Below are 24,940 nucleotides of genomic sequence, written 5' to 3'. Positions count from 1 at the left end.
GGACGGGACATGCCGGTGGAGACCTCCGCCCGATCCGCCGCCGAGATCCTGGCGTGGAGCCGGGACCTGGTGGAGCCCGCGATGCGCGCCGTGGTCGAGGCGATGCCCGGCTCGATGCGCGCCATCGCCGAGTTCCACTTCGGCTGGCGGGACGAGGCGGGCCGCCCGGCGGCGGGGGCGGGCGGCAAGGCCGTCCGCCCGGCGCTGACGCTGCTGGCGGCCGAGGCGGCCGGCGGGACGGCGGCCGCCGCCCTGCCGGCCGCCGTCGCGGTCGAGCTGACGCACAACTTCTCGCTGCTGCACGACGACGTCATGGACGGCGACCGCACCCGCCGGCACCGGCCCACCGCGTGGACGGTGTTCGGGGTCAGCGCCGCGATCCTCGCCGGGGACGCGCTGCTCGCCGGCGCCTACGAGGCGCTCGCGGACGCGCCGTCCCCGGACCCGGCGGGCGCGGTCCGGGTGCTCAGCCGCGCGGTCCTGGAGCTGGTGGAGGGGCAGAGCGCGGACACCGCGTTCGAGGACCGCGCCGACGTCACGCTGGCCGAGTGCCTGGCGATGGCGGGCGGGAAGACCGGCGCGCTGCTCGGCGGCGCGTGCGCGCTCGGCGCCCTGTACGGGGGCGGCGCCGGGCGCGCGTCCCGGTTCCAGGCGTTCGGCGAGCGGCTCGGGCTGGCGTTCCAGCTGGTCGACGACCTGCTCGGCATCTGGGGCGACCCGGAGGTCACCGGCAAGCCCGTCCACTCCGACCTGCGGAACCGGAAGAAGTCGCTGCCGGTGGTGGCGGCGCTGACGTCCGGGACGGCGGCGGGGGAGGAGCTCGCGGCGCTGTACCTGCGGCGCGGGGCGCTCGCGGGCGACGAGCCGGCCCGCGCCGCCGCGCTGATCGAGGCGGCGGGCGGGCGCGCGTGGGCGGCGGCGGAGGCGGACGCGCTGGTCGCGCGCGCCCTCACCGAGCTGGACGCCGCGGACCCCGTCCCGGCGGCCGCCGCGGAGCTGCGGTCGGTGGCGCACCTGCTCACCCACCGCGACCACTGACCCGCCTTTCGTCCGGGTCCGGGTGCCCGCCCCGGGCGAGCACCCGGCCCGCCGGACAGACGCTGTCAACCCCGGGAAAACCCGGCGTCGCCGTCGTTATAGTGCCGGTGTGCCGGACCTCCATCCCCTCGAACCCACCGACCCGCCGCGCCTCGGCGGCTACCGGATCACCGGGCGGATCGGGGAGGGCGGGCAGGGCGTCGTCTACGCCGCCGTCCCCGACGGCGGCGGCGACCGCGTCGCGGTCAAGCTGTTCCACGCGCAGCTGACGGGCGATCCGGGCGCGCTGGACACGTTCGCGCGCGAGCTGGAGGCCGCCAAGCAGGTCGCGCGGTTCTGCACCGCCCAGGTGCTGGACTCCGGGGCGTTCGGCAACCGCCGCTTCATCGTCAGCGAGTACGTCGACGGGCCGCCGCTGAGCAGCGTCGTCCGGCAGGGCGGGCCGCGGTCGGGCAGCGCGCTGGACCGGCTCGCGATCGCGACGGCGACGGCGCTGGTCGCGCTGCACGACGCCGGGGTGGTGCACCGCGACTTCAAGCCGCACAACGTGCTGCTCGCCGCGGACGGCCCGCGCGTCATCGACTTCGGCATCTCGCGGGCGCTGTCCGGTGCGCAGACCGTCGTGAGCCGCGCCGTCGGCACCCCCGCGTACATGGCGCCCGAGCAGCTCCAGCCCGGCGAGCTCGGGCCCGCGGTCGACGTGTTCGCGTGGGCGTCGACGATGGTGTTCGCCGCGACGGGCCGCCCGCCGTTCGGCAACGAGTCGATCCCGATCGTGATGAACCGGATCGCGCACGAGCCGCCGCGGCTCGACGGCGTCGAGGAGCCGCTGCGGGGGCTGCTCGCCGAGTGCCTCGCCAAGGACCCGGCGCGGCGTCCGACCGCGCAGAACGTGCTGGACCGGCTCGTCCGGCGCTCGCAGCAGACCGCCCCCGGCGGCGTTCCGGCGGGCAGCGGCGTTCCGGCGGCCCCGCCGCCCGGGCCCGTCTCGTCCGGGGCGGTTCCGGCGGCGGACGCGTCGACCGTCCCGAACGAGCGGCGGCGCGTCCGGCGGCGGGCGGGCGTGCTGGCCGGGGCCGGAGCCGCGGTCGTCGCGGGCGCGGCCGTGTTCGGGATCGTGCAGATGGCGGACGGCGAGACGGGCGGCGGCCCGCACGCGTCGCCGCACGGGACGCCGGGCACCGTCGCCGACCAGGGGCGCGCCGGGGAGGCGGGACGTGCGGACGTGCCCGGCAGCGAGAGCCCGAGCGCGAGCCGGAGCCCGGGCGCCAGTCCGGGACCGAGCTCGCCGACGTCGCGGACGGCGCCGTCGAGGAAGCCGTCCGGCGGGCCGTCGTCCACACCGTCGTACAAGCGGGTCGAGCTCGGGCCCGGCCATTTCTCGGCGTACTGCGCGAAGCTCGGCTGGGAGTGGGAGGAGTACCGGGACACCCCGCAGCCCGGCGCGTATTGCGTGGCCCACAAGCGGGCCGCGCAGCTGATGTCGAAGGCGCAGCTCGACGCGGGGTGCCGCTGGCGGTACGACGACCCCCGCGCCCAGCACTACTTCAAGGGCAAGTCGAACTACTGCTACACGACGAAGCCCGCCTCTTAGCAGCGGACTAGCAGCGGGCGCGCGCGGCGGTGCGGCCGAGGCCCGCGATCAGGACGGCGCCGACGACCAGGTGCATCGCCGACAGCGCGGCGTAGGTGCCGAGGCCCTCGGAGTCCATCGGGCCGGTCATCGACAGCCCGAGGACGATGCCGGCGGTGAGGCCCCAGGTGCGGGCCGGGCGCTTCGCGCGGCGCTCCATGACGGCCAGCAGGCCCCAGCCCGCCAGCCCGATCAGCAGCGTGAACACGACGATGGCGGCGGGGCCGACGTGCTGGCCGCGGGCGTGCATCCCGGCGCCGCCGATCGGGTCGGCGGCGACCCAGACGAGCAGCGCGGCGCCGGCCGCGGCGACGATGGTGAGGGCGCGCCGGGCGGCGACGCCTCCGGTGGCGGGAGGGGTTCGGGTCATCTCGTTCATGCCGGCAACGATCGCCGCCGGGCGGGGCGCGGCGCATCGGGCGCGCGGCTGCGGCGGATCCGTCCCGGGGCCGGGGCACCCCCTACTTCGGTAGGTGTCGCGGTCGCGGGGGCCGTCCTACGCTGGCCCCGTGAACAGCGAGGACGTCTGCGAAGTGGAGCGGCGCAGCCCGCGGCTCGCCGCCGGCGCGGCCGGGGTCGTCGCCGCCGTCGGGGCGCTCGGCGCGGTGACGCTCTGGGGCCGGGCCGCCGGGGACCCGATGCCGCTCGCTCCGGACATCGCGATCGGGGCGCTGGCCTGCCTGCTGTCGCCGCTCGTCCTGTGGCGCCCGGTGGCCGGCACGCTCGCGCTGACCGTGCTGGCCGCGCTGTCCCCGGCGGCGACGCCGGCGGCGACCTTCGGCGCGTTGCACATCGCGCAACGGCGCCGGTTCCCCGTCGCGGTCGCGGTCGGCGCCGCGGGGCTCGCGGCGCACGCGGCGCGCGGGCTCTGGCGGCCCATGGGCGGCATCAGCTACGGCTGGTGGGTGCTGCTGGTCGCCCTCGCCTACGGCGCGCTGGTGGGGTGGGGCGCGCTGACGCAGGCGCGCCGCGCGCTGCTGGCCTCGCTGCGCGAGCGCGCCCGCCGCGCCGAGGCCGAGCAGGGCCGGCGCGTCGCCGAGGCCCGGATGCTGGAGCGCACCCGCATCGCCCGCGAGATGCACGACGTCCTCGCGCACCGGCTGTCGCTGCTCGCCACCTACGCGGGCGCGCTGGAGTACCGTCCGGACGCGCCGCCGGAGAAGCTCGCGCAGGCCGCCGGGGTGGTCCGCGCCGGGGTGCACCAGGCCCTCGACGAGCTGCGCGAGGTGATCAACGTGCTGCGGGACGAGGACGGCGGCGACGACGACCGGCCCCAGCCCGTCCTCACCGACCTGCCGGCGCTCGTCGCGGAGTCCCGCGACGCGGGCGGCAGCGTGCAGCTGCGCGACGACGTCGAGGAGCCCGCCGCGCTGCCCGCCGCCGCCGGGCGCACCGCGTACCGGGTCGTCCAGGAGGGGCTGACGAACGCCCGCAAGCACGCGGCGGGCCGTCCCGTCCGGGTGGCGATCGAGGGCCGCCCCGGCACCCGGCTGGTGATCGACATCCGGAACCCGCTGCCGCCGGACGGCACCGCCCCGCTCGCCCCCGGCACCGGGACGGGCCTGGTCGGGCTGACCGAGCGGGTGAACCTCGCGGGCGGGCGGCTGGACCACGAGGTCGCCGCCGGGGAGTTCCGGCTCCGCGCCTGGCTACCATGGCCGGCGTGACCCGCCCCCTGCGCGTGCTGATCGTGGACGACGACGCCCTGGTCCGTGCCGGCCTGTCGATGATGCTGGACGGCGTGCACGGGATCTCGGTCGTCGGGGAGGCGGCGGACGGGGCGGAGGTGCCGGAGGCCGCCGACCGGCACGCGCCCGACGTCGTCCTGATGGACCTGCGGATGCCCCGCGTCGACGGCATCGCCGCGACCCGCGGCCTGCGCCGCCGCGACCCGGCGCCCGAGGTCATCGTCCTGACCACGTTCGACACCGACGAGAACATCCTGCACGCGCTGCGCGCGGGCGCGAGCGGGTTCCTGCTGAAGGACACGCCGCCCGCGCAGATCGTCGAGGCGGTCCGGCAGGTGGCGTCCGGCGACCCGATCCTGTCGCCGCGGATCACCCGTCGGCTGATGGACCGCGCCGCCGTCCAGGCGGGCGCCTACGAGCGCGCGCGGGCCGCGCTCGGGCGGCTCAGCCCGCGCGAGGGCGACGTGGTCGTCGCGATCGCGGAGGGACGGTCGAACGCCGAGATCGGCGCCGCGCTGTTCATGAGCGTGGCGACCGTCAAGGCGCACGTGTCGAGCATCCTGACGAAGCTGGACCTGGACAACCGCACCCAGATCGCCCTGCTCGCCCACGACGCCGGGCTCGCCTGACCCCGTCGCCTTGCAACCCTGCTGCCCGGCCGTGGCGGCGGACCGCCACGGCCGGGGCGTCCCGGAAGGTCAGCCGATGGCCACGCGCAGGGTCGCGGCCGTCAGCACGATGCACAGCGGCGTGTAGACGGCCAGGTTGAGCTTGTAGAAGGCGGAGTCCCGGCGGGCTCCGACGCCCAGCGCCCAGACGACGCCCGCGCCCGCGCGGAGGGCGACGCCCGCGGCGACGGCGACGGTCCCGGCCGCCGGGATCCAGCCGGGGACGCCGGTGAGGATCATCCCGGCCCGCGCCGGCACGGCAACCGCCCCGGCCGTCAGGACGGCGACGAGCGGTGCCAGGACCCGCGGAGTGAACGGGACCTCCGCGTTCAGCAGGCCGAGGGACAGGGTGGTGACGTCGCGGGCGGGCCAGGTGCGTCCGGTCATCCAGTACACGTGCAGTGCGGCGTCGAGGCCGAGGACGGCGGCGGCGAGGAGAGCCGCCAGTTCGAGAATGCTCATGCCTGGAAGAGGACGCGGACGTCCCGCACCACTCCCGTGATCCGCGTCACTCCGGCGGCGTGAACCGCCGGACGAACCGGCGCAGGACGAGCGGGCCGACCGCGCGCCGCAGCACCGGGCCCGCGACCCGCATGCCCGGGAGGCGGAGCCCGGCCATGTAGGCGAAGCGCGTCGCGCTCCCTTCGGGAACGGCCGCCATGCCGAACACCAGGAAACGGCTCTGCATCAGGCACCAGCCGGGACGCAGCACCATGTCGAAGCGCGCGCGCAGGCCGGACCGTCCGTGCACCATCGCGCGCATCCGCTCGCCCTCGCGTTCGGTGACGCGCAGGGACCGGACGTCGGGCACCAGGCCGGGGAAGCCGTTCTCCGGGTCGCCCAGCACCGTCCACACGTCCTCGAAAGCGGCCGGCAGCAGCGCCTCCTCCAGCAGGACGCCGGGGTACGCGGCGGCGAGCGCGCGGAGCCGGCGCACGTCGTCCAGCTCTCCGGCGGGCCAGGTCACGGCGGGCTCCCTTCGTTGCGCCAGCTCGTCCGGAACCGCGCCCGCGCCCGGAACAGCCGGGACCGGACGGTGCCCGCCGGGACGCGCAGCATCCGCGCGGCGGTCTCCTCGTCCAGCCCCTCCAGGTCGCGCAGCACCAGCACGGCGCGGTGCTCGGGGGACAGCCGGTCGAGCACGTCGCGGACGTCGGCGGCCAGCGACGGGTCGCCGGGCGCGGGCAGGTCGGCCGGCTCCGCGGGCACGGCCCGCGCCGACCGCCGGGCGACCCGGACCGCCTCCCGGACGGCGATGACCCGCACCCAGCCGAGCAGCGCGGCCGGGTCGCGGAGCGCCTTCAGGTTGCGCATGACCGCGATCAGCGCCTCCTGCGCGGCGTCCGGCGCGTCCTGCAGCGCGATCGGGCCGCAGAGCCGCCGCACGTACGGGGCGAGCGCCGCGAGCACCTCGTCCAGCGCCATCAGGTCGCCGCGCTGCGCGCGCCGCACGACATCGGGTCCGGGCGCGCTCACCGGGTCGGGGTCGGGCGCGCTCACCGGCCTGACCTTACCTCCCGAATGACTCGATAGTATGTTCGAGTCGTGCATGTCCCGTTTCTGTGCCCGCGCGGCCACCGCCTCGTCCCCGGCCGCGTCATCGTCGGCTGGTCGCCCTGCGTCTGCCCGCCCTGCGGCGGCCGCGCCCGCGGCCTGCGCGGCCACCGCACCTACCTCTGCCTCGACTGCAAGGACGAGCACGTCACCACGAAGTGCTACCTCCCGCACCACGTCCCCGCGCAGGGCGCCGCCTACCGCTGGCCGTGAACCCCGGAGGCTAGGCTGGCGATCATGACGGAGCGGTGGGCACTGGGCGGCGACCTGGACGTCGCGCGGATCGGGTACGGCGCGATGCGGCTGTCGGGCTGGCCGGGCGGCCCCCGCCCCGACCGCTACACGGCCCTCGCCGTCCTGAACCGCGCCGTGGAACTCGGCGTGAACCACATCGACACCTCGAACTACTACTCCCACGACGGGGTGTCGGCCAACGAGCTGATCCGCGAGGCGCTGCACCCCTACCCGGACGACCTGGTGATCGTCACCAAGGTCGGCGCGCTGGTCGAGGGCTCCGACATCCACCTGCCCGCCGAGGAGCACACCGGCCTCACCCCGTCCGGCCTGCGCCGGGCCGTCGAGGCGAACCTGAGCGCCCTCGGCCTGGACCGCATGGACGTCGTGAACCTGCGGATGGGCGTCCTCGGCACCTCCGACGAGTCCCTCGCGGCGCCGCTCGAAACCCTCCTCGCGCTGCGCGACGAGGGCCTGATCCGCCACCTCGGCGTCTCCAACGTCACCGCCGCGCAGGTCGCCGAGGCCCGCCGGATCGCGCCGATCGCGTGCGTCCAGAACCAGTACAACATCGCCCAGCGCGACGACGACCCCGTCGTGGACGCCTGCGCCGAGGCGGGCATCGCCTACGTCCCGTTCTTCCCGGTCGGCGGCTACCAGCCGCTCACGGCGGACCACCTCAACGCCGTCGCCGCCCGCCACGGCGCGACCGTCCCGCAGGTCGCGCTCGCGTGGCTGCTGGCCCGCTCCCCGAACATCCTCCTCATCCCCGGGACCGGCTCCCCGGCCCATCTGGAGGAGAACGTCGCCGCCGCCGGCCTCCGCCTCACGCAAGAAGACCTCGCCGAGCTCGGCTGACCTGCCGGGAACCCGGAGACGCCGTTCGAGGGATAACCGGTGTAGGCACACCGCGACCCTGGGAGGCCCCCGATGGCAGAGCCGTCCGCACGACCGGCCGCGTGGTGATCGGTATCCGGGCGCGCCCGGGCCGCCCGGCCGCGACGGCGCAGGGCGACGCCGAACTGATCCGCAGATCGCTCGCGGAACCGGAGGCGTTCACCGGCCTGTACGACCGGCACGCGCCCGCGATCCACCGGTACGTCGCGCGCCGCCTCGGACCCGACGCGGCCGACGACCTGATGGCCGAGACGTTCCTGATCGCCTTCCGCAAGCGGCGCCGCTACGACCCGGCCCGCGCGGACGCCCGGCCGTGGCTGTACGGGATCGCGACCCGGCTCGTCGCCCGGCACCGCAAGGCCGAGACGGCCCGCTACCTGCTGCTGGAACGGCTCGGCGGCGAGACGGCCGCCGAACCCGTCGACAGCGAGGCGCGGGTGGCCGCGCAGGCGCTGCGGGGACCGCTCGCCCGGGCGCTCGCCGGCCTGCCCGAGGTCTACCGGGAGCCGCTGCTCCTGGTGGCCTGGGCCGACCTGACCTACGAGGAGGTGGCCGCGGCGCTGGAGATCCCCGTGGGCACCGTCCGGTCCCGGCTGTCGCGCGGCCGGGCCCGGCTCCGCGCGGCGCTCGGCGGCGCCGACCCCACCGAGGAGGACGTCGATGGATGAGATGGCGCTGCTGCGCGAGGCCGGGACCAGCGTCGCGCCGCCCACGGACGACGCGCTGCGCGCGGGACGCGACCGGCTCGCCGCCGCCGCGCGCCCCACCCGCCGGTGGTCGCCGCGCTTCCGCCGGACGGCGGCCATGGGCCTTCTCGCCGGGGCCGCGGCGGCGGCCGCCGCCGCGATCACGATGGCGCAGGTCGTGGCGCCGGAGGGCCACGGGTCCGCGACGGCCGCCGCCGCGGAGGTGCTGCGCGACGCCGCCGCCACCGCCCGCAGCGGACCCCAGGTCGGGCCGGGGCCGTACAGCTACACGCGGGAACTGGTCGTCCACCCCGGTGCGCCGGGCGGGAACCAGTGCACGGAGACCTGGCTCCGGCGGGACGGATCGATGGCGGCCTTCGACACGTACTCGGAGAGGTACGGCGGCCGCTGCGATCCCGCGACGCGGCCGCGCCGGACTCCGGCCCTCGGCCCGGGGCACGACGACCGGCGCCCGCACGCCGACGTCCGCTCCCTGCCGACCGGCCCGTCCGCGCTCCGCGCGCGGCTGTACTCCGACGCCGCCCACGGCAGGGGCCAGAACCCGGACAACACGGGCTCGCGCGACCAGCTCGTCTTCGACCGCATCGGACGCCTGCTGAGCATGACCATCCCGCCCGACCTGCGGGCCGCGCTGTTCCAGACGCTCGCGACGATCCCGGGCGTCGACGCCGTCCGCGGCCAGAAGGACGCGCTCGGGCGGCCGGGGATCGCGCTGGCCCGGTCCTTCGACGACCGGACGGTCCCGGGCAGCCTGGCGATCATCCTGGCCCCGGGCACGTACCGCTACCTCGGCACGAAGGTGGTGCAGGACATGGGGGACGGATACCAGACCGACCTCACGGCCCTGCTGTCCACGGCCGCCGTCGCCGCACCCTTCCGGCGCCCCTGAGAGGTGACCCCGCCCGGTCCCGGCCGGGCGGGGTCACGTCTCCCGGGGGAGCGGCGGCAGCGGAAGCGGCAGCCCCGGCAGCCCGTCGATGCTGGTCGCGACGTGCTCCTTCTTGTGGAAGTAGGCGTCGAGCGACTCGTCGGTCTCGCGCGCGAACCGCGACCCGTGCAGCGGGCGGTCCTCCTCGTACGACATGAACGGCACGGCGTACCCGCAGGTGTCGCGGATCTTCTCGGCCCTGACGACGATGATCGCGCGCAGCCCGTGCCGGGTCACGTCGATGTCCGGGAAATGGCGCATCAGCCCGCTCCAGCGCGGGTCGTCCCGGAACACCGGCTCGCCGCGCCCGTGCACCCGCACGATGTTCGGCGGGCCGTCGAACGCGCACCACATCAGCGTGATCCGGCCGTTCTCCCGCAGGTGGGCGATCGTCTCGGCGTTGCTGCCCGCGAAGTCGAGGTAGGCGACGGTCAGCTCGTCGAGCACCGCGAACGACCCGGCGAGGCCCTTCGGCGAGAGGTTGACGGTGCCGTTCCCGTCGAGCGGCGCCGTCGCGGTGAAGAAGATGTGCTGCGCCTCGATGAACTCCCGCAGCCTGCCCTCAATACGCTCATAGCTCTTCCCCATCCCCCGAGTATGACCACCCGTCCGCGGCGGGGACGCGCCGCCGTCCTCGCTATCGGGCGGCGAGGGTGGTTCGGGTGGTCTCCAGGAGGGTGCGGGAGGCGGCGGGGGTGAGGGCCTTGTCCTCGACGAGCTTCCAGGTGTCCCACAGGTCGGCCTGGGCGGCGTCGATGCCGAGGGCGGAGTGGACGAGGGAGATCCGCTCGGTGACGCCGGGGAACTCCAGGACGTCGAAGGCGCCGTGCAGGCCGGGGTACGCGCCGACGCCCGCGGGGACGACGCGGACGGTGGCGTGGGCGCCCGCGGCGATGTCGAGCAGGTGCGTGACCTGGGTGTGCAGCACGTCGGCGTGCGGGCCGGCGCATTGCAGCATGTAGCCGTCGATGATGACGTCGAGGGTGCGGGGCTCGCCGAAGGGGCGGTGCTCCTGGCGGTTGCGGAGCAGGTCCCACTCCTCGTCGGGGTCCGTCTCGCGGTGGCCGAAGACCAGGCGGGCGTACTCCTCGCACCAGGTGAGCTCCGGCATGCGGGAGATGCCGAACGTGTGGATGTACGGGGACTCCGACTCGACGGTGTAGATGTCGCGGACGAGGGCCTTGAGGCGGCCGACGTGGCGGGCCAGCCAGGGCGGGCCGGCGGGGCGGGCCGCGAGGTCGACCAGGACGGCGCGGACCTTGTCCGGCACGCCGTAGGCGTCGAGGACCGCGCCGACCTGCTCGGGGGTGGCGTCGCCGAAGCCCGTCTCGACGCGGGCGAGCCAGTCGGCGTCGCGGCCGACGAGGGCGGCGGCGTCGGGGTAGGACAGCTCGAGGAGCTCCCGGATCTTCCGCAGCTGCTGCCCGAGGCTGCGCGCGTTGATGTTCGGGGCTCGGTAATCCACCGGCATGCTCCCAGGGTAGGAGCAGTCCGGTTCCGGTGCGCGGTTTTCCGGTCGCGGGGCGTGACGATCTCCGCGGCGGGACGGTTGAATTTTCATTTTCCGGGCGGGGTTATTGGTTTTGCCGTCCATTGAATGGGTGCGATATCACGGTCGGCGGCGTCCCGGTCGCGGTGTGTGCGGTGAAACGGTCAAAAGGGCATGGGGAACCTCTTCGAGGGGCGGTCGGGCGGAAACGTGCAGCGCGGGGACGGGCGGGCCGAGAATGGCCTCACGAGGGGTGAAAATTTGTCATCGGCTGAGGGGTCCGGCCGCTTGACGTCGGTGAGAGTGCTTGCCTACAGTCGAGTAACTTAGGTTGATCTTGGGGTGGAGCGGGCGCCGACGTGGTCGCCCGCGCGCTCCCGGGACGCCATTCGCGGCGGTCGCCGTATTTCTTTCACTCATCCGCGCGGTGGTCATTCCGGCATGCCCGGATTCCGTCGCGCGGGAAACACCAGACCGTTCGCCGCCCCGCGTTATGGAGGGTTTTCCGTGAGTTCTCGAATAGCGATCGTCGGCATGGCGTGCCGGTTCCCGGACGCCGCGACCCCCGGCGAGCTGTGGGACAACGTGCTGGCCGGGCGCCGCTCGTTCCGGCGCATCCCGTCCCAGCGGATCAGGCTGGACGACTACTACAGCGCCGACCGCGACGCCGCCGACCAGATCTACATCACCGAGGCCGCGCTGCTGCGCGACTGGGAGTTCGACCGGGTCCGCTTCAAGGTCGCCGGGTCGACGTTCCGCAACGCGGACCTGACGCACTGGCTGGCGCTGGAGACGGCGGCGGAGGCGCTGGCCGACGCCGGGTTCCCGGAGGGGCGCGGCGCGCCGGGCGAGACCACCGGGGTGCTGGTCGGCAACTCGCTGACCGGCGAGGGCATCCGGGCGGCGCAGATGCGGCTGCGCTGGCCGTACGTGCGGCGGGTGGTGGCGGACGCGCTCAAGGACGACGTGGCGGGCGACCGGCTCGCGGCGCTGCTGGCGGAGCTGGAGCACTCCTACAAGGCGCCGTTCCCGGTGCCGGACGGCGACTCGCTGGCCGGCGGGCTGTCCAACACGATCGCCGGGCGGATCTGCAACCACTTCGACTTCAACGGCGGCGGCTACGTCGTGGACGGCGCGTGCGCGTCGTCGCTGCTGTCGGTCATCACCGCCTGCAACGCGCTGGTCGCGGGCGACATGGACCTCGCGGTAGCGGGCGGCGTCGACATCAGCGTGGACGCGACGGAGCTGATCGGGTTCTCCCGGGCGGGCGCGCTGGCCGTCGAGGAGATGCGGGTCTACGACCAGCGGTCGGCCGGGTTCTGGCCCGGCGAGGGCTGCGGGATGGTCGTGCTGATGCGCGAGGAGGACGCCGTCGCGCGCGGCCACCACGTGCACGGGTTCGTCGACGGGTGGGGCGTGTCGTCCGACGGAGCGGGCGGCATCACCCGCCCGGAGACCGACGGGCAGCGGCTCGCGCTGGACCGGGCGTACCGGCGGGCCGGGTTCGGCCCGGACGAGGTCGGCTACTTCGAGGGGCACGGCACCGGGACGGCGGTCGGCGACGCGGCGGAGCTGGAGACGCTGATCGAGGCGCGCCGCGCGGCGGGCGCGCGCGGGGTCCCGGCGGCGGTCGGCTCGATCAAGGCGAACATCGGGCACACGAAGGCGGCGGCGGGCATCGCCGGGCTGATCAAGGGCGTGCAGGCGGCCGGGACGGGCGTGCTGCCGCCGACGACGGGGTGCGAGCGGCCGCATCCGCTGCTGGACGAGGGCGGCGACGCGCTGCGCGTCCTGCGCAAGGGCGAGGCGTGGCCGGAGGGCGTGCCGCTGCGCGCGGGCGTCAGCGCGATGGGCTTCGGCGGCATCAACACGCACGTGGTGGTCGAGGCGCCGCGGCCGTCCCGCCGCGCGCGCGTCGGCAACCGCACCCGGTCGGTGATCAACTCGCCGCAGGACGCGGAGCTGTTCGCGCTGGACGCCGACTCGCCGGCGGCGCTGGCCGAGCGCGCGACCGCGCTGGCCGCGGTGGCGGAGGCGGCGGCGCGGTCGGAGCTGCCCGACCTCGCGGCGCACCTGGCCGGACGGCTGGACCGGCGGCCGTGGCGCGCCGCGGTCGTCGCGAGCGCCCCGGCGAAGCTCGCGGCGAGCCTGCGCCGCGTCGCCGAACTCGCGGAGGCGGAGACCGCCCGGCACATCGACCCGGCGGCCGGCGTGTTCGTCGGCGGCCCGGGCGAGCTGCCGCGCATCGTGTTCCTGTTCCCGGGCCAGGGCTCGGGCACCCGGTCGGACGGCGGGGCGCTGCGCCGCCGCTTCGACGCGGTCGACGAGCTGTACGAGGCGGCCGCGCTGCCGGCCGGCGCCGACCAGGTGGAGACGGCGGTGGCGCAGCCGCGCATCGCGACCGCGTCGGCGGCCGGGCTGCGGGTGCTGACCGGGCTCGGCGTGCAGGCGCAGGCGGCGGTCGGGCACAGCCTCGGCGAGATCACCGCCCTGCACTGGGCGGACGCCCTCGACGAGGACGCGCTGCTGCGGATCGCGGCGGCGCGCGGCGCGACGATGAGCGAGCTGGCCGAGGACGGCGGCTCGATGGCGGGCGTGTCCGCCGGCGCGGAGACCGTCGCGGCGCTGCTCGCCGAGCAGGACGACGGCGTCGTCATCGCGGGCCACAACGGGCCGGGGCAGACCGTGGTGTCCGGGCCGTCCGACGGGCTGCTGCGGGTGATCGGACGCGCGACCCGGGCCGGGCTGCAGGCCGTCCGGCTGCCGGTGTCGCACGCGTTCCACTCGCCGCTCGTCGCGCCCGCCGCCGACGCGTTCGCCGGACGCCTCGCCGGCGAGCCTCTCGCCGGGCCGCGCCGCCAGGTGTTCTCGACCGTGACCGGCGCGCCGCTGGCCGCCGCGATGGCGCCGGACGAGCTGCGCGGCCTGCTGCGCGAGCAGATCACCGCGCCGGTCCTGTTCGCCGAGGCGCTCTCGGCCGCCGCCGACGGTGCCGACCTGCTGATCGAGGTCGGCCCCGGCCAGGTCCTCACCCACCTGGCCCGCGAGATCACCGAGGTCCCGGCCGTCGCGACCCGCACCGACGAGGACTCGCTCGGCGGGCTGCTCGCCGCGCTCGGCGCCGCGTTCGCCGCCGGCGCGGGCGTCCGCGTCGCCGACCTGTTCGCCGACCGGCTGATCCGCCCGTTCGACCCGGACGCCGAGCCGGTGTTCATCTACAACTTCTGCGAGGACGTCCCGGAGGTGGACGCGGGGCTGCTCGCCGCCGCGTCCGCGCGAGCGGCCGCCACCGGAGGCGCGCCCGGCGGCGAGGTCCCCGGCGAGGTCGACACCGACGACCCGCTGATGCTGATGCGCACGCTGGTCGCGCGCCGCGCCGAGTTCCCGTTGGAGGCCGTCCAGGCGGACAGCAAGTTCCTCGACGACCTGCACCTCAGCTCCATCGTGGTGTCGGAGCTGGTCGGCGAGGCCATGCGGACCCTCGACCTCGCCGAGACCGCCGCGCCGACCGGCTACGCGACCGCGACGCTCGGCCAGGTCGCCGAGACGCTGCAGGAGCTCGTGGCGACCGGCGGCGCCGGAGGCGACGACGCGGAGGCCGCCGCCGCGAAGATCGTCCCGCCGGGCGTGGGCCCGTGGGTGCGGGCCTTCGCGGTGGACCGCCGCGAGACCGCCGCGCCCGGACGCGCCGCGCCGCGCACCCCGGGCGCCTGGCGGGTCGTCGGCGACCACCCGGCCGCGCCCGCGCTGCGCGAGGCGCTGGAGGCGGCGGAGCTGGGCGAGGGCGTGCTGGTGATCGTCCCGCCGGGGGAGGGGCGGCTCGCGGCGCTGCGCGCGGGCGCCGAAGCGGTGCTCGCGGGCAAGGACGTGACGCGCTGCGTGATCGTCCAGGACGGGCCCGGCGCGGCCGGGTTCGCCAAGACGCTGCACCTGGAGGCGCCCTGGGTGGCGACCACCGCCGTGTCCGCCGACCTCGCCGACTCCGCGACGCCCGGACGCGTCGCGGCCGACGCCGCCGCCACGGTCCGGTTCCGCGAGGTGATCCACGACGGCGGCGTCCGCCGCGAGCCCGTCCTCGCGCCGGTCGCGCCGCACGGCACCGACCTGCCGCTCGGCCCGGACGACGTCCTGCTCGTCACGGGCGGCGGGAAGGGCATCTCCGCCGAGTGCGCGCTCGCCCTGGCCCGCGAGAGCGGCGCGAAGCTGGCCCTGGTCGGACGGTCCGACCCGGCCGGCGACGCGGAGCTGACCGCCAACCTCGAACGGATGGAGGCCGCCGGCGTCACCGCCCGCTACCTGCGCGCCGACGTCACCGACGCCGCCCGCGTCGCCGAGATCGTCGCCGAGGCGGAGGCGGAGCTCGGGACGGTCACCGCCGTCCTGCACGGCGCGGGCGGCAACGTCCCGAAGCTGCTCGAAGAGCTCACCGACGACGACTACGCCCGCACGATCGACCCCAAGGTCGCCGGGCTGGAGGCCGTCCTCGCCGCCGTCGACACCGCGCGGCTGCGGCTCGTCGTCACGTTCGGCAGCATGACCGGACGCGCCGGGCTGCGCGGCGAGGCGCACTACGCCGTCGCGAACGAATGGCAGAGCGACCTGGTCGAGCGGCTCGCCGCCGAGCTGCCGCACTGCCGGTTCCGCGCCGTCGAGTGGTCGCTGTGGTCGGGCGTCGGGATGGGCGAGCGGCTCGGGTCGGTCGAGAACCTGTCCCGCGCCGGCGTCACCACGATCACCCCGGACCAGGGCGTCGCGATGCTGCGCGCGCTGGCCGCCGACCCGGACGCGCCCGTCGTCGCCGTCGTCACCGGACGGTTCGGCGAGATGCCGACCGTGTCGTTCGGCGCGGACGAGCCGCCGCTGCTGCGGTTCCTGGAGCGGACCCGGGTGAACTACCCCGGCATCGAGCTGGTCGCCGACGCCGAGGTCTCCTGGGCGAGCGACCCGTACCTCGCCGAGCACGTGTTCGGCGGCGGCACCGAGGCCGTCCTGCCCGGCACCGTCGGCATGGAGATCATGGCGCAGGCCGCGGCGGCGCTGCTCGGCCTGGACGTCGAGGCGGGCTCGGGGGCGGGCACGGCGCCCGTTCTCACCGACGTGGAGTTCCTGCGGGCGATCGCCGTCGCGCAGGACGCCACCGTGACCGTCCGGGTCGCGGCGCTGCGCGACGAGTCCGGCGCCGTCACGACCGTCGTGCGGTGCAGCACCACCAACTTCCAGGTGGACCACTTCCGGGCGGTCTGCGAGGCCCCGGCCGCGACGCCGAAGGGCAACGGGCTCGTCAGGCCGGAGAACGCCGCGCTGCCGCCGATGGCGATCGACCCGCAGACCGAGCTGTACGGGCCGATGCTGTTCCACGGCCCCCGGTTCCGGCTGATGGGCGACATCCGGCGCGCCGACGCCACGCACGTCACCGCCCGGCTGCTGCCCGACACCCGCGTCGACTGGTTCGGCCGCTACCTGCCCGCCAGGCTGCTGCTCGGCGACCCCGCCGCCCGCGACGCCTACATGCAGCCGCTCGCGCTGTGCGCGCCGACCGTCCTCGCGATCCCGGCGGGCGTGCGGAGGCTCGTCCCCGGCCCGCAGGCCGGCGCGACGCCCGCGTTCGTCCACGCCCGCTACCGGACGGCCGAGGACTGCTGGGACATGGAGGTCACCGACGCGGACGGCGAGCTGATCGAGACCTGGGAGGGCTTCACGACCCGGATGGTGGAGAAGTTCCCGCTGCCCGCCGGCTGGGTGCCCGCCCTCCTCGGCCCCTACGTCGAGCACGCCCTCGTCGCGTTCGGCCTGGCCGGACGGGCGGCCGTCGACACCGACCCGGACGGGGCGTCCCGGCGCGAGGCCGCCGAGCTGATCGTCCGGCGCCTGCTCGGCGGGGACGTCGCGCTGCGGCACCGCCCGGACGGCAAGCCGGAGGCGAGCAGCGGCGAGACCGTGTCGGTCGCGCACTGCTCCGGCGTCACCCTCGCGACCAGCACCCCTGGCTGCGACCTGGAGCTGGTCACCGCACGCGACCGCGACGCCTGGGCCGGCCTGCTCGGCGCGGACGGCCTCGCCCTCGCCGAAGCCCTCACCGAGGACTCCGACACGGCCGAGGACTTCGACACCGCCGCGACGCGCGTGTGGGCGGCGGGCGAGTCTGCGGTCAAGGCCGGGCTGCCCGCCGGGACGCCGTTCACCCTGCACTCCACCCACGAGGACGGCTGGGCCGTGCTCGCCGCCGGGGACGTCCGCGTCGCGACCATGGCGACCGGCGTCCGGGGCGTCGCCGAACCGGTCGTGCTCGCCGTCCTGACGGAGCCGTACGGGGAGGTGCGGGCGTGAAGGGCTACGAGTACCGGCACGTCGTCACCATCGAGGACACCGACCTGCTCGGCAACGTCAACTACGTCAACTACATCAGCTGGCAGGGCCGCGCCCGCGAGCTCTGCCTGCGCGAGTACACCCCCGACGTCGTCGCCGGGTTCGGCGACGGGGTCCGGCTGCTCACCGTCAGCTGCCAGTGCGAGTACCTCCGCGAACTGACGATCTTCGACGAGGTCATCGTCCGGATGACGCCCGGCGAGGTCGGCCAGACCCAGATGACCATGAGGTTCGAGTACTGGCGGCAGCGCCCGGGCGGCGAGGAGCTCGTCGCCACCGGGGAGCAGCGCGTCGCCTGCGTCCGCCCCGACGCCGACGGGAACATGGCGCCCGCCCGGCTCCCCGAGTCGATGCGCCGCCTCGTCGACGCCGTCACCGCCGGCCGCCGCTGAGCCGCCGATGCGAAGGAGAATGACCATGGAAGGCGTGTCCGCGACGGCCCGCTGGACGGCCGCCGCCCGCGCGGTGGAGTCCCGCCGCCCCGACGCCCTGTTCACCGACGACCTCGCCGAGGATCTCGCCGGGCCCGAGGGCTTCGCCCGCTGGGAACGCTACGACAACCCCGGCACCACCGAGTTCCTCGCCATCCGCACCCGCTGGCTCGACGAGGTGATCGCGAGGTCCGCGCACACCCAGGTCGTCCTGGTCGCGGCCGGTCTCGACACCCGCTCGGCCCGGCTGGCCTGGCCGACCGGGACCGTCCTGTACGAGCTCGACCAGGCCGACCTCATGGAGTGGAAGGAGAAGAGGCTCGCCGAGCTGGACGTCCGGCACCGCTGCGACCGGCGCGGCATCGGCACCGACCTGACCGGCCCCTGGGACGCGCCGCTGCGCGCCGCCGGGTGGACCCCGTCCGTCCCCACCCTGTGGATCGTCGAGGGCCTGCTGTTCTACCTGCCCGAGGACGCCGCCCGCGCGCTCCTCGCCCGGCTCGCGGCGCTGTCGGCGCCCGGCAGCGTCCTCGCCGGGGACCTGCTGTCCCACCAGTCCATGATCAGCGAGTTCACCCGGGACGGCCTCGCGCGGCTGCGCGCCGACGGCTGCCCCTGGCTGTGGGGCACCGACCGCCCCGAGGACGTCCTCGCCGCCTGCGGCTGGACGCCCGGGGAGGTGCGGCTGCCGGGCGAGGAGGGCGCCTCGTTCGGCCGCTGGCCGTGGCCGCCGCTGTCCCGCGACACCAAGGGCCTCCCGATGAACTACCTGTTCACCGCGGCCGTCTGAGCGGCCCCGGCGGGCCGCGGCGCGCGCCGCGGCCCGCCGGGATCACTTCAGAGTGTGCTCGGACTGGTTCCAGAAGTCGGAGAGGGCGGCGGCGGTCGTCTCCGGCGCCTCCCAGGCGGGGGAGTGCGCGGCGCTCGGGATCACGACCTTCGCCGCGCCCAGCCGCTCCGCCATCTCCGCCTGGACGCGCGGGTCCCACACGTCGTCGTCCTCGCCGTACAGGACGAGGACGCGCAGGCCCGTGTCGCCGCAGTGCTTGGCGAGCTCGTCCACGCGGTCGGGGGCGGTGAGGATCTCGCGGGACATCCCGACGAGCCCGGCCTCGGAGTTGCCGAGCGTCCGGTCCTTCAGGAACGCCAGGATCTCCGCCTGGACGCCGCTCGCGACGTAGTCGGGCTCCATCCCGATGCTCCAGATCGCGGCCATGCCCAGCTCGGGGATCGCGTCGCGCAGCGCCCGCGCCTTGTCCGCCGACGGGCCCGTCACGGCGGACGGCCCGGAGCTCATCAGCGTCAGCGACGCCGGCCGCGCCGGCCCCGCCAGCACCGCCTCCCGCGCCACCAGCCCGCCGAACGAGTGCCCCACCAGGTGCACCGGGTCCGGGCCGAGCGCCTCCAGCAGCGCGACGAGGTCGGCGCCGAGGGCCGCGCGGCCGTAGGCGTCCGGGTCGTCCGGGCCCGGCGTCTCGTGCTGCCCCCGCATGTCGATCGCCACGACGCGGCGGCCGGACGCGGCGAGCGTCGGCAGCATCGCGAGGAAGTCCTCCTTGCTGCCGGTCAGGCCCGGCACGAGGAGGGCGGGACACCGCTCGGGCACCCGCGACCCCGGGAGCGCCTCCAGCACGGCGAACGGGCCGCGGGACGTCTCGACGATCGTCCGGCTCACGCCGGGGGGCAGGGTCAGGAACCGGGGCGTACTCACGGAGTGCAACCATACTAAACGGGCATCCGCCGGCCACCGGCCCGAAACCCCGCGGTGGTAGCGTCGCAGCGTGCGAGCGAAGCCGGCGATCTCGGCGCATCGACGGGACGAGGCGGGCCTGAACGGCCTGCGGGACGCGGTCGGCTCGGGGGCCGAGTACGTCGAGATCGACGTCCGGCGCACCGGCGACGGGCGGCTCGTCGTGCACCACGACCGCGAGGTCGGCGGGCTGCCGCTGGCACGGCTGTCTTACCGGCGGGCGAAGGAACTGTCACCCCGCCCGCTGCCGCTGGTGGACGAGGCCATGGAGATCATCGCCGCGTCCGGCGCGCAGGGCCACCTGGACCTCAAGGAGCGCGGCTGCGAGCACGAGACCGTCGCGCTCGCGATCGACGCGTTCGGGCCCGGCCGGTTCGTCGTGACGACCCGCGAGGTGGCCTCGCTCGTCGAGATCAAGAAGAGCTTCCCGCGGACCCGGACGGCCCTGTCGGTGGGCCGCAACCTGTGGGAGCCGGGCGTCGCCCGCGACCTCGCGCCGCTGCGGCAGATCCGCCGCGCCGGCGCCGACATGGTCGCGCTCAACCACCGGCTCGCCCGCGTCGGGGTGCTGCGCCAGTGCGGCCGCGCCGGGATCCCCGCGATGATCTGGACCGTCAACGCCGAGCCGCTGATGCGCCGCTTCCTCGGCGACCCCCGCGTCGCCGTCCTCGTCACCGACCATCCCGACACCGCCCTCAGCATGCGGGACAACGGTCACTGACGACCGCCGCCCCGATGGGCGGGCCATGCCCGGAAAACGGACAACCGCGAGAGCACGGGCGGGCCGTGTCTCGCGGTCGCGTGATCGTCAGGCCGTCTGGGTGGCCTCGGTGGTGTCGGCGGCGGGCTGGCCGGCGCGGGTGCGGCGCCGGGTGCGGCTCCGCTTGCGCTCGGTGGCGACGGCGTCGACGACGTTGTCGGACGCTCCCTCCGAGGACGCGGCCGCGCCGCTCTCGGTCGCCTTGCCCTCGATCGGCTTCCCGCCGCGGGTGCGGGTCCGGGCGCGCTTGCGGCGGCGGGGGCGCGGACGCTCCCGCTCCTCGCGGCGCGCGGTGCTGCGCACCTTGCCGGTCTCGCCGATGTCCTCCAGCTCCTCGGCGTCCAGCCCGGCCCGCTCGTGGCGGTGCTCCTTCGGCAGGGTGCCCTTCGTGCCCTCGGGGATGCCGAGCGCCTCGAAGAAGTGCGGGGAGGTGGAGTAGGTCTCCTCCGGCGCCGCGAACGGCAGGTCGAGCGTGCTGTTGATCAGCTTCCACCGGGTCAGGTCGGCCCAGTCGATCAGCGTGACCGCCACGCCCTCCTTGCCCGCGCGGCCGGTGCGGCCGATGCGGTGCACGTAGGTGTCGGCGCTGTCCGGGCACTCGTAGTTGACGACGTGCGTGACGTCGTCGACGTCGAGGCCGCGGGCCGCCACGTCGGTGGCGACCAGCACGCCGATCTTGCCGTTGCGGAACGCGCGCAGCGCCCGCTCGCGCTGGCTCTGCCCGAGGTCGCCGTGCACGGCGGCGGCGTCGAAGCCGCGCTGCGCCAGGTCGGCGGCGACCCGGTCGCAGGCCCGCTTGGTCTGGCAGAAGATCATCGTCAGCCCGCGGCCCTCGGCCTGCAGCAGCCGCGCCAGCATCTCCGGCTTGTCCATCTGGTGGGCCTGGAAGACGTGCTGGACGACCTGCGGCGTCGCGTCGGACTCGGCGTGCGCCTCGGCCCGCACGTTCGTCGGGCGGGTCAGGTAGCGGCGCGACAGCGCGACGATCTCGCCCGGCATGGTCGCCGAGAACATCATCGTCTGCCGCTGCGCGGGGATCCGGTCGATGATCCGCTCGATGTCGGGCAGGAACCCGAGGTCGAGCATGCGGTCGGCCTCGTCCAGCACCAGCACGCCGACCTGCGAGAGGTCCAGGTGCTTCTGCTTGACCAGGTCGAGCAGCCGGCCCGGGGTGCCGACGACGACGTCGACGCCCTCGCGCAGCGCGTCGATCTGCGGCTCGTAGGCGCGGCCGCCGTACACCGACAGGACGCGGGTGCCGAGCTTGCCGCCGGCGACCAGCAGGTCGTCGGTGACCTGCAGGGCCAGCTCGCGGGTCGGCGCGACGACGAGCGCCTGCGGCTTCTTGCCGCCGTGCTCGATGCGCTGGAGCAGCGCCGCGCCGAACGCCAGCGTCTTGCCGGTGCCGGTGCGGGCCTGCCCGATGATGTCGTGGCCGCCCAGCGCGATCGGCAGGGCGAGCTCCTGGATGGGGAACGCTTCCACGATGCCCTCGGCCTGCAGGGCATCGGCTATCTCGGGGACGACCCCGAGTTCACGAAAGGTAGTCAGGGCTTTCAGCCTCCAATATGCGGGGTCCTCGCTCCCCGGTGCGGCGCGGCTCGGCGCCCACGTCGGCCGGATGCCGGTGGGCGGGCCCGTCAGGGGCGCTCTCGATCGAGGTCACAGTGGCCACCGGCGGGACTCCGCCGTCCGGGCGCGTCCGCCGATCGCTTCCTGTGGCCGCGCGCTCGCGCGGGAGGGACCAGCCGTCAATCAAAATGTCTCGGCGACCGCAGTCAGGGGTTGAAAGCAGTCACTCGCTGTGGCTGCGTGCGGTCACACTCCGCCACGCAGTGTACCGACCGTCAGTTGCATACACCAATAGCCGATCACTGGACCCAACGTTTCCGCGTTTTCGTCTATTCCATCCCCGCTCGCCAGCGCCGATCCGTGGCGTGGAACGGGCCCGGACGGACCGGCGCGGGGGCCCGCCCCGGCGGCCACATCCGGACACCCGGGGGCGCGGACGATCACCGGTTGCCCGGGGCCGTCCCGTGCCCCAGATTGAGGGGCATGATCGAACCGTCCGGGGCCGTGCCGTCCGGCGCCGAACCGTCCGAGGCCGCCCCCGCCCCCGCGCCCGCCGAGCCGCCGCCCGAGCCGCCGCCCGCCGCGGAGGCCGCTGAGACGCCCGCTGAGGCGCCTTCCGCGGAGCCGCCGTCTCCTGGGCCGCCCGCTGCGGGGCCGCCGCCTGCGGGGCCGTCGCCGTCCGCTGAGGCGCCGCCGTGGCGGGTCGAGGGGTTCACCGAGGTGCGGGAGCTGGGCGCGGGCGCGCAGGGCCGGGTGGTGCTGGCGCGGCACGCGGCGGCCGGCGCACCGGTCGCGATCAAGTACCTGGTCCGCCGGGACGGCGACGACGCGGCGATCGAGCGGCTGCGCGCCGAGGCGGTGATGCTCGGCCGCGTCGACGACCCGCACGTCGTCCGGCTCTACCGGTTCGTCAGCGCCGCGCGCGGGGCCGCGCTCGTGATGGAGGCGGTGGACGGGGTCTCGCTCAAGCGGATCCTGGCCGAGCACGGCGCGCTGGAGCCGGAGGCGGCGCTCACGGTGCTGAAGGGGTCCCTGCGGGGCCTCGCGGCCGCCCACGCGGTGGGCGTGGTGCACCGCGACTACAAGCCCGCCAACGTCGTCGTCCGGGCGGACGGGCTGAGCAAGCTGATCGACTTCGGGATCGCGACCGCGGCCGGGGACGGCGCCGGGTCCGGGACGCCCGCGTACATGGCGCCCGAGCAGTGGGAGCGGCGGCCCGCCTCGCCGGCCACCGACGTGTACGCGGCGACCTGCGTGTTCTTCGAGTGCGTCACCGGCGGCCGGCCGTTCTCCGGGGATCTGGCGGCGCTGCGGGCCGGGCATCTGCACGGCGCCGTCCCGGCGGACCGCGTTCCGGCGGGGCTGCGCGACCTGATCGTCCGGGGGATGGCCAAGTCCCCGGAGGAGCGCCCGCCGGGCGCCGCCGCGTTCGCCGCCGAACTGGAGGCGGCCGCCGCCGCGGCGTACGGGCCGGGCTGGGAGCGGCGGGGCGTGCGCGCGCTGGCGGGTGCGGCCGTGGCGTTCGCGGCCGTGTTCCCGCTGGCCGCCGCCGGGCTGGTCCCCGCGACCGCGGGCGGTGCGGCGGCGGGCGGCGCGGCGGCTGGAGGGGCGGCTGCGGGCGGGGGCGCCGGGGCCGGTGCTGCGGCCGGTGGCGGCCTGTTCGCGGCGACCGGCGCCAAGGTCGCCGCGGCGGTCGCGGCCGCCGCGGCGCTCGCGGCGGGCGGCGCGGGCGCCTACACGGCCGCCTCAGGGGGCGGAACCCCGCACGTGCGGACGGACCTGCGAGTGCGGCCCGTGTCGGTCGTCCGGACGACCGGCCATCCCGCCACGCGCGTCACAGCCAGCTATCCGCAGCTGACCGGGCTGCCCGCCGCGCTGCAGGCGAAGGTCAACGCGGCGGTCCGCGAGCCCGCCGAGACCTGGGCGCGGACGGCGGGCCGTGAGCTGTCCGCCTTCACCGGCACCGCCGACCCGCCGACCCCCTACACGGGCAAGGTGACCTACCAGGTGGGCCTGAACGGGCCGAAGCTGTTCTCCGTCCGGTACGCCTACAGCGGGACGGTCCTGACGAGGAACACGGCGCTCGCGCAGATGGTCACCGTCGACCTCACCACCGGGCGCGCCGTGCCGCCCCGCGACTTCTTCCGGGCGGACGCGCTCACGGCGGCCGGCACCCGCGCCTTCACCCGCCTGCTGATCGAGTACGGGCCCGGCGGCGGCTCGCTGTGCGAGGACGAGTCGCCGGACCCGGACGGCGGGGACGTCACGCCCGAGATGATCAAGGAGGGCAGGGTGAACGTGATGCCGACCCGCGCGGGCATCGACTTCTACCCGCCGGAGCCCGCGCTGGGCTACAGCATGGCGTGCGGGCGGGCTTGGCGGCCGTTCAGCGTGCCCTACCGGCGGCTCGGCCGGTTCGTCCGGCCGGAGATCTTCCGTGCGGCCGGCGTGCCCGTCCCGTCCCCGTAGCGGCGGAAAGGCGACGGCCCCCGCCGTGCGGGCGGGGGCCGGTGCTGCCTCTTGAGGCGCGGTCAGAAGGTGCGGCTGCGGCGCCGGCCGCGCCAGCCGCCACGGCGCCAGCCGTGGCCCCGGGTGTTCGCCGACGTGAGCGCCGCGACGCCGAGCGCCGCGATCACCAGCGCGAAGACGAAGGCGATGATCGAGCCGGCGCCGAGGGCGCTCGCGATCACCCCGCCGAGGATCGCGCCGACGATGCCCACCGCGATCGTCAGCAGGATCCCGATCGGGTTGCGACCGGGAACGAGGAGCCGTGCCAGCGCCCCGATGACGGCACCGACGACGATGAACCAGAGGATCGTCGTGAGCATGTCAGATCAGTCCATTCCGTTTCCGTGGGCCCGGAGTCGCCCTCGGGCCCGTGGTCGCAGTCCGGTATGCCCGTTCTGCCGGAATGAAACAAAGTCCTGGTCAAGCCGGGTACGGCCGCGGCAAAGCGGTGCCGCGCCCGCCCCTCACGCGTACTGGGTGCCGAACCCGACGCCGCGCCGCTCGTCCTCGGCGATCTCCAGGTAGCCGACCCGCTCGGCGGGAACGACGACCCGGCCCGAGCGCCGGTCCTTCAGCACGAACACCCCGCGGGGTTCCGCCAGCGCGCCGGCGAGGGCCTCCTGCACCTCGTCGGCGGACTGGTCGGTCTCCACGACGATCTCCTTCGGCACGTTCTGCACGCCGATGCGAACCTGCACGCGCTGCTCCCCTCGTCCG

General features: G+C 75.7%; 23 protein-coding genes. 13 read left to right on the top strand and 10 right to left on the bottom strand.

Translation table 11 applies throughout. The annotated features are described in order from the left end of the window. Nucleotides 1-9 precede the first annotated feature (9 nt). Complete coding sequence (locus AB0C78_RS33410) at nt 10-1,038, top strand: family 2 encapsulin nanocompartment cargo protein polyprenyl transferase (RefSeq protein ID WP_360755774.1); 1,029 nt, start codon at nt 10-12, stop codon at nt 1,036-1,038. A 109-nt stretch (nt 1,039-1,147) separates the two neighbouring features. Beyond that, on the top strand, nt 1,148-2,632 hold the full coding sequence (locus AB0C78_RS33405; RefSeq protein WP_360755771.1) for a protein kinase: 1,485 nt from the start codon (nt 1,148-1,150) through the stop codon (nt 2,630-2,632). Between the two features lie 7 nt (nt 2,633-2,639). Here AB0C78_RS33405 and AB0C78_RS33400 read toward each other — a convergent pair whose 3' ends face one another. After that, nucleotides 2,640-3,050: a DUF6069 family protein gene (locus AB0C78_RS33400; RefSeq protein ID WP_360755768.1), complete on the bottom strand. Its 411-nt coding sequence runs from the start codon at nt 3,048-3,050 to the stop codon at nt 2,640-2,642. A gap of 130 nt (nt 3,051-3,180) precedes the next feature. On the opposite strand from AB0C78_RS33400, the gene AB0C78_RS33395 reads away from it, so the two are divergent. Continuing rightward, nucleotides 3,181-4,338: a histidine kinase gene (locus AB0C78_RS33395; RefSeq protein WP_360755765.1), complete on the top strand. Its 1,158-nt coding sequence runs from the start codon at nt 3,181-3,183 to the stop codon at nt 4,336-4,338. After that, nucleotides 4,326-4,988: a response regulator transcription factor gene (locus AB0C78_RS33390; protein WP_360755763.1), complete on the top strand. Its 663-nt coding sequence runs from the start codon at nt 4,326-4,328 to the stop codon at nt 4,986-4,988. Before AB0C78_RS33395 ends, AB0C78_RS33390 begins: the two co-directional genes overlap by 13 nt. A 69-nt stretch (nt 4,989-5,057) precedes the next feature. Here AB0C78_RS33390 and AB0C78_RS33385 read toward each other — a convergent pair whose 3' ends face one another. The 3 genes from AB0C78_RS33385 to AB0C78_RS33375 are packed head-to-tail and all read right to left on the bottom strand — an operon-like array spanning nt 5,058 to nt 6,527. After that, a complete protein-coding gene (locus AB0C78_RS33385) occupies nt 5,058-5,489 on the bottom strand; it encodes a DUF3995 domain-containing protein (RefSeq protein ID WP_360755760.1) in 432 nt (143 codons plus the stop codon). Nucleotides 5,490-5,535: 46 nt separating this feature from the next. Further along, complete coding sequence (locus AB0C78_RS33380; protein ID WP_360755757.1) at nt 5,536-5,994, bottom strand: hypothetical protein; 459 nt, start codon at nt 5,992-5,994, stop codon at nt 5,536-5,538. Then, complete coding sequence (locus AB0C78_RS33375; RefSeq protein ID WP_360755755.1) at nt 5,991-6,527, bottom strand: RNA polymerase sigma factor; 537 nt, start codon at nt 6,525-6,527, stop codon at nt 5,991-5,993. Before AB0C78_RS33375 ends, AB0C78_RS33380 begins: the two co-directional genes overlap by 4 nt. A 45-nt stretch (nt 6,528-6,572) precedes the next feature. Here AB0C78_RS33375 and AB0C78_RS33370 point away from each other — a divergent pair, with 45 nt between their 5' ends. From AB0C78_RS33370 to AB0C78_RS33355, 4 genes are all read left to right on the top strand, one after another. Then, entirely contained in the window at nt 6,573-6,794 is a 222-nt protein-coding gene (locus tag AB0C78_RS33370; protein WP_151546928.1) for a hypothetical protein, read from the top strand. Between the two features lie 24 nt (nt 6,795-6,818). Further along, on the top strand, nt 6,819-7,673 hold the full coding sequence (locus tag AB0C78_RS33365) for an oxidoreductase (RefSeq protein ID WP_360755752.1): 855 nt from the start codon (nt 6,819-6,821) through the stop codon (nt 7,671-7,673). Between the two features lie 101 nt (nt 7,674-7,774). Beyond that, entirely contained in the window at nt 7,775-8,380 is a 606-nt protein-coding gene (locus AB0C78_RS33360) for an RNA polymerase sigma factor (RefSeq protein ID WP_360755750.1), read from the top strand. Beyond that, the gene (locus AB0C78_RS33355; protein WP_360755747.1) at nt 8,373-9,308 is read left to right on the top strand and encodes a CU044_5270 family protein; all 936 of its coding nucleotides are present in this window, start codon (nt 8,373-8,375) and stop codon (nt 9,306-9,308) included. Before AB0C78_RS33360 ends, AB0C78_RS33355 begins: the two co-directional genes overlap by 8 nt. Before the next feature lie 33 nt (nt 9,309-9,341). On the opposite strand, the gene AB0C78_RS33350 is transcribed toward AB0C78_RS33355, so the two are convergent. Both AB0C78_RS33350 and AB0C78_RS33345 read right to left on the bottom strand, forming a co-directional pair. After that, nucleotides 9,342-9,935 carry a pyridoxamine 5'-phosphate oxidase family protein gene (locus tag AB0C78_RS33350; protein ID WP_360755745.1) on the bottom strand — a complete coding sequence of 198 codons (594 nt, stop codon included), beginning with the start codon at nt 9,933-9,935 and terminating at the stop codon, nt 9,342-9,344. A 49-nt stretch (nt 9,936-9,984) separates the two neighbouring features. Continuing rightward, complete coding sequence (locus AB0C78_RS33345; protein ID WP_360755742.1) at nt 9,985-10,818, bottom strand: helix-turn-helix transcriptional regulator; 834 nt, start codon at nt 10,816-10,818, stop codon at nt 9,985-9,987. A 525-nt stretch (nt 10,819-11,343) separates the two neighbouring features. Here AB0C78_RS33345 and AB0C78_RS33340 point away from each other — a divergent pair. The 3 genes from AB0C78_RS33340 to AB0C78_RS33330 are packed head-to-tail and all read left to right on the top strand — an operon-like array spanning nt 11,344 to nt 18,423. Continuing rightward, the gene (locus tag AB0C78_RS33340) at nt 11,344-17,163 is read left to right on the top strand and encodes a type I polyketide synthase (protein WP_360755740.1); all 5,820 of its coding nucleotides are present in this window, start codon (nt 11,344-11,346) and stop codon (nt 17,161-17,163) included. Beyond that, nucleotides 17,160-17,594, top strand: coding sequence for an acyl-CoA thioesterase (locus AB0C78_RS33335; protein ID WP_360755737.1), 435 nt, complete (start codon nt 17,160-17,162; stop codon nt 17,592-17,594). Before AB0C78_RS33340 ends, AB0C78_RS33335 begins: the two co-directional genes overlap by 4 nt. A 25-nt stretch (nt 17,595-17,619) precedes the next feature. Beyond that, on the top strand, nt 17,620-18,423 hold the full coding sequence (locus AB0C78_RS33330) for an SAM-dependent methyltransferase (RefSeq protein ID WP_360755734.1): 804 nt from the start codon (nt 17,620-17,622) through the stop codon (nt 18,421-18,423). Between the two features lie 42 nt (nt 18,424-18,465). On the opposite strand, the gene AB0C78_RS33325 is transcribed toward AB0C78_RS33330, so the two are convergent. After that, nucleotides 18,466-19,344, bottom strand: a complete 879-nt coding sequence (locus AB0C78_RS33325; protein ID WP_151545309.1) for an alpha/beta hydrolase — start codon at nt 19,342-19,344, stop codon at nt 18,466-18,468. A 70-nt stretch (nt 19,345-19,414) separates the two neighbouring features. On the opposite strand from AB0C78_RS33325, the gene AB0C78_RS33320 reads away from it, so the two are divergent. Continuing rightward, nucleotides 19,415-20,104 carry a glycerophosphodiester phosphodiesterase family protein gene (locus tag AB0C78_RS33320; protein ID WP_360755730.1) on the top strand — a complete coding sequence of 230 codons (690 nt, stop codon included), beginning with the start codon at nt 19,415-19,417 and terminating at the stop codon, nt 20,102-20,104. A gap of 87 nt (nt 20,105-20,191) precedes the next feature. On the opposite strand, the gene AB0C78_RS33315 is transcribed toward AB0C78_RS33320, so the two are convergent. Then, complete coding sequence (locus tag AB0C78_RS33315; protein WP_360755728.1) at nt 20,192-21,628, bottom strand: DEAD/DEAH box helicase; 1,437 nt, start codon at nt 21,626-21,628, stop codon at nt 20,192-20,194. Nucleotides 21,629-22,198: 570 nt separating this feature from the next. Between AB0C78_RS33315 and AB0C78_RS33310 the strand changes: the two genes are divergently transcribed. Continuing rightward, nucleotides 22,199-24,184, top strand: a complete 1,986-nt coding sequence (locus tag AB0C78_RS33310; protein ID WP_360755726.1) for a protein kinase — start codon at nt 22,199-22,201, stop codon at nt 24,182-24,184. Between the two features lie 62 nt (nt 24,185-24,246). Here the strand turns inward: AB0C78_RS33310 and AB0C78_RS33305 are convergent, their stop codons facing one another. After that, entirely contained in the window at nt 24,247-24,543 is a 297-nt protein-coding gene (locus tag AB0C78_RS33305) for a hypothetical protein (RefSeq protein ID WP_360755723.1), read from the bottom strand. A 144-nt stretch (nt 24,544-24,687) separates the two neighbouring features. After that, complete coding sequence (locus AB0C78_RS33300; RefSeq protein ID WP_151545628.1) at nt 24,688-24,921, bottom strand: DUF3107 domain-containing protein; 234 nt, start codon at nt 24,919-24,921, stop codon at nt 24,688-24,690. Nucleotides 24,922-24,940: the final 19 nt, after the last annotated feature.

This window comes from Actinomadura sp. NPDC048394 (assembly GCF_040651755.1).
Taxonomy (GTDB): Bacteria; Actinomycetota; Actinomycetes; order Streptosporangiales; family Streptosporangiaceae; genus Spirillospora; species Spirillospora montaniterrae.
The sequence above is the reverse complement of the archived record's forward strand: the minus strand, read 5'-3'. Positions and strand labels throughout refer to the sequence as shown.

Excerpts from the sequence above, each read along its gene's own strand:
- AB0C78_RS33345 (WP_360755742.1), bottom strand. The coding sequence starts at position 10,818 with ATGCCGGTGGATTACCGAGCCCCGAACATCAACGCGCGCAGCCTCGGG.
- AB0C78_RS33400 (WP_360755768.1), bottom strand. The coding sequence starts at position 3,050 with ATGAACGAGATGACCCGAACCCCTCCCGCCACCGGAGGCGTCGCCGCC.
- AB0C78_RS33305 (WP_360755723.1), bottom strand. The coding sequence starts at position 24,543 with ATGCTCACGACGATCCTCTGGTTCATCGTCGTCGGTGCCGTCATCGGG.
- AB0C78_RS33365 (WP_360755752.1), top strand. The coding sequence starts at position 6,819 with ATGACGGAGCGGTGGGCACTGGGCGGCGACCTGGACGTCGCGCGGATC.
- AB0C78_RS33330 (WP_360755734.1), top strand. The coding sequence starts at position 17,620 with ATGGAAGGCGTGTCCGCGACGGCCCGCTGGACGGCCGCCGCCCGCGCG.
- AB0C78_RS33355 (WP_360755747.1), top strand. The coding sequence starts at position 8,373 with ATGGATGAGATGGCGCTGCTGCGCGAGGCCGGGACCAGCGTCGCGCCG.
- AB0C78_RS33410 (WP_360755774.1), top strand. The coding sequence starts at position 10 with ATGCCGGTGGAGACCTCCGCCCGATCCGCCGCCGAGATCCTGGCGTGG.
- AB0C78_RS33390 (WP_360755763.1), top strand. The coding sequence starts at position 4,326 with ATGGCCGGCGTGACCCGCCCCCTGCGCGTGCTGATCGTGGACGACGAC.
- AB0C78_RS33350 (WP_360755745.1), bottom strand. The coding sequence starts at position 9,935 with ATGGGGAAGAGCTATGAGCGTATTGAGGGCAGGCTGCGGGAGTTCATC.
- AB0C78_RS33310 (WP_360755726.1), top strand. The coding sequence starts at position 22,199 with ATGATCGAACCGTCCGGGGCCGTGCCGTCCGGCGCCGAACCGTCCGAG.
- AB0C78_RS33385 (WP_360755760.1), bottom strand. The coding sequence starts at position 5,489 with ATGAGCATTCTCGAACTGGCGGCTCTCCTCGCCGCCGCCGTCCTCGGC.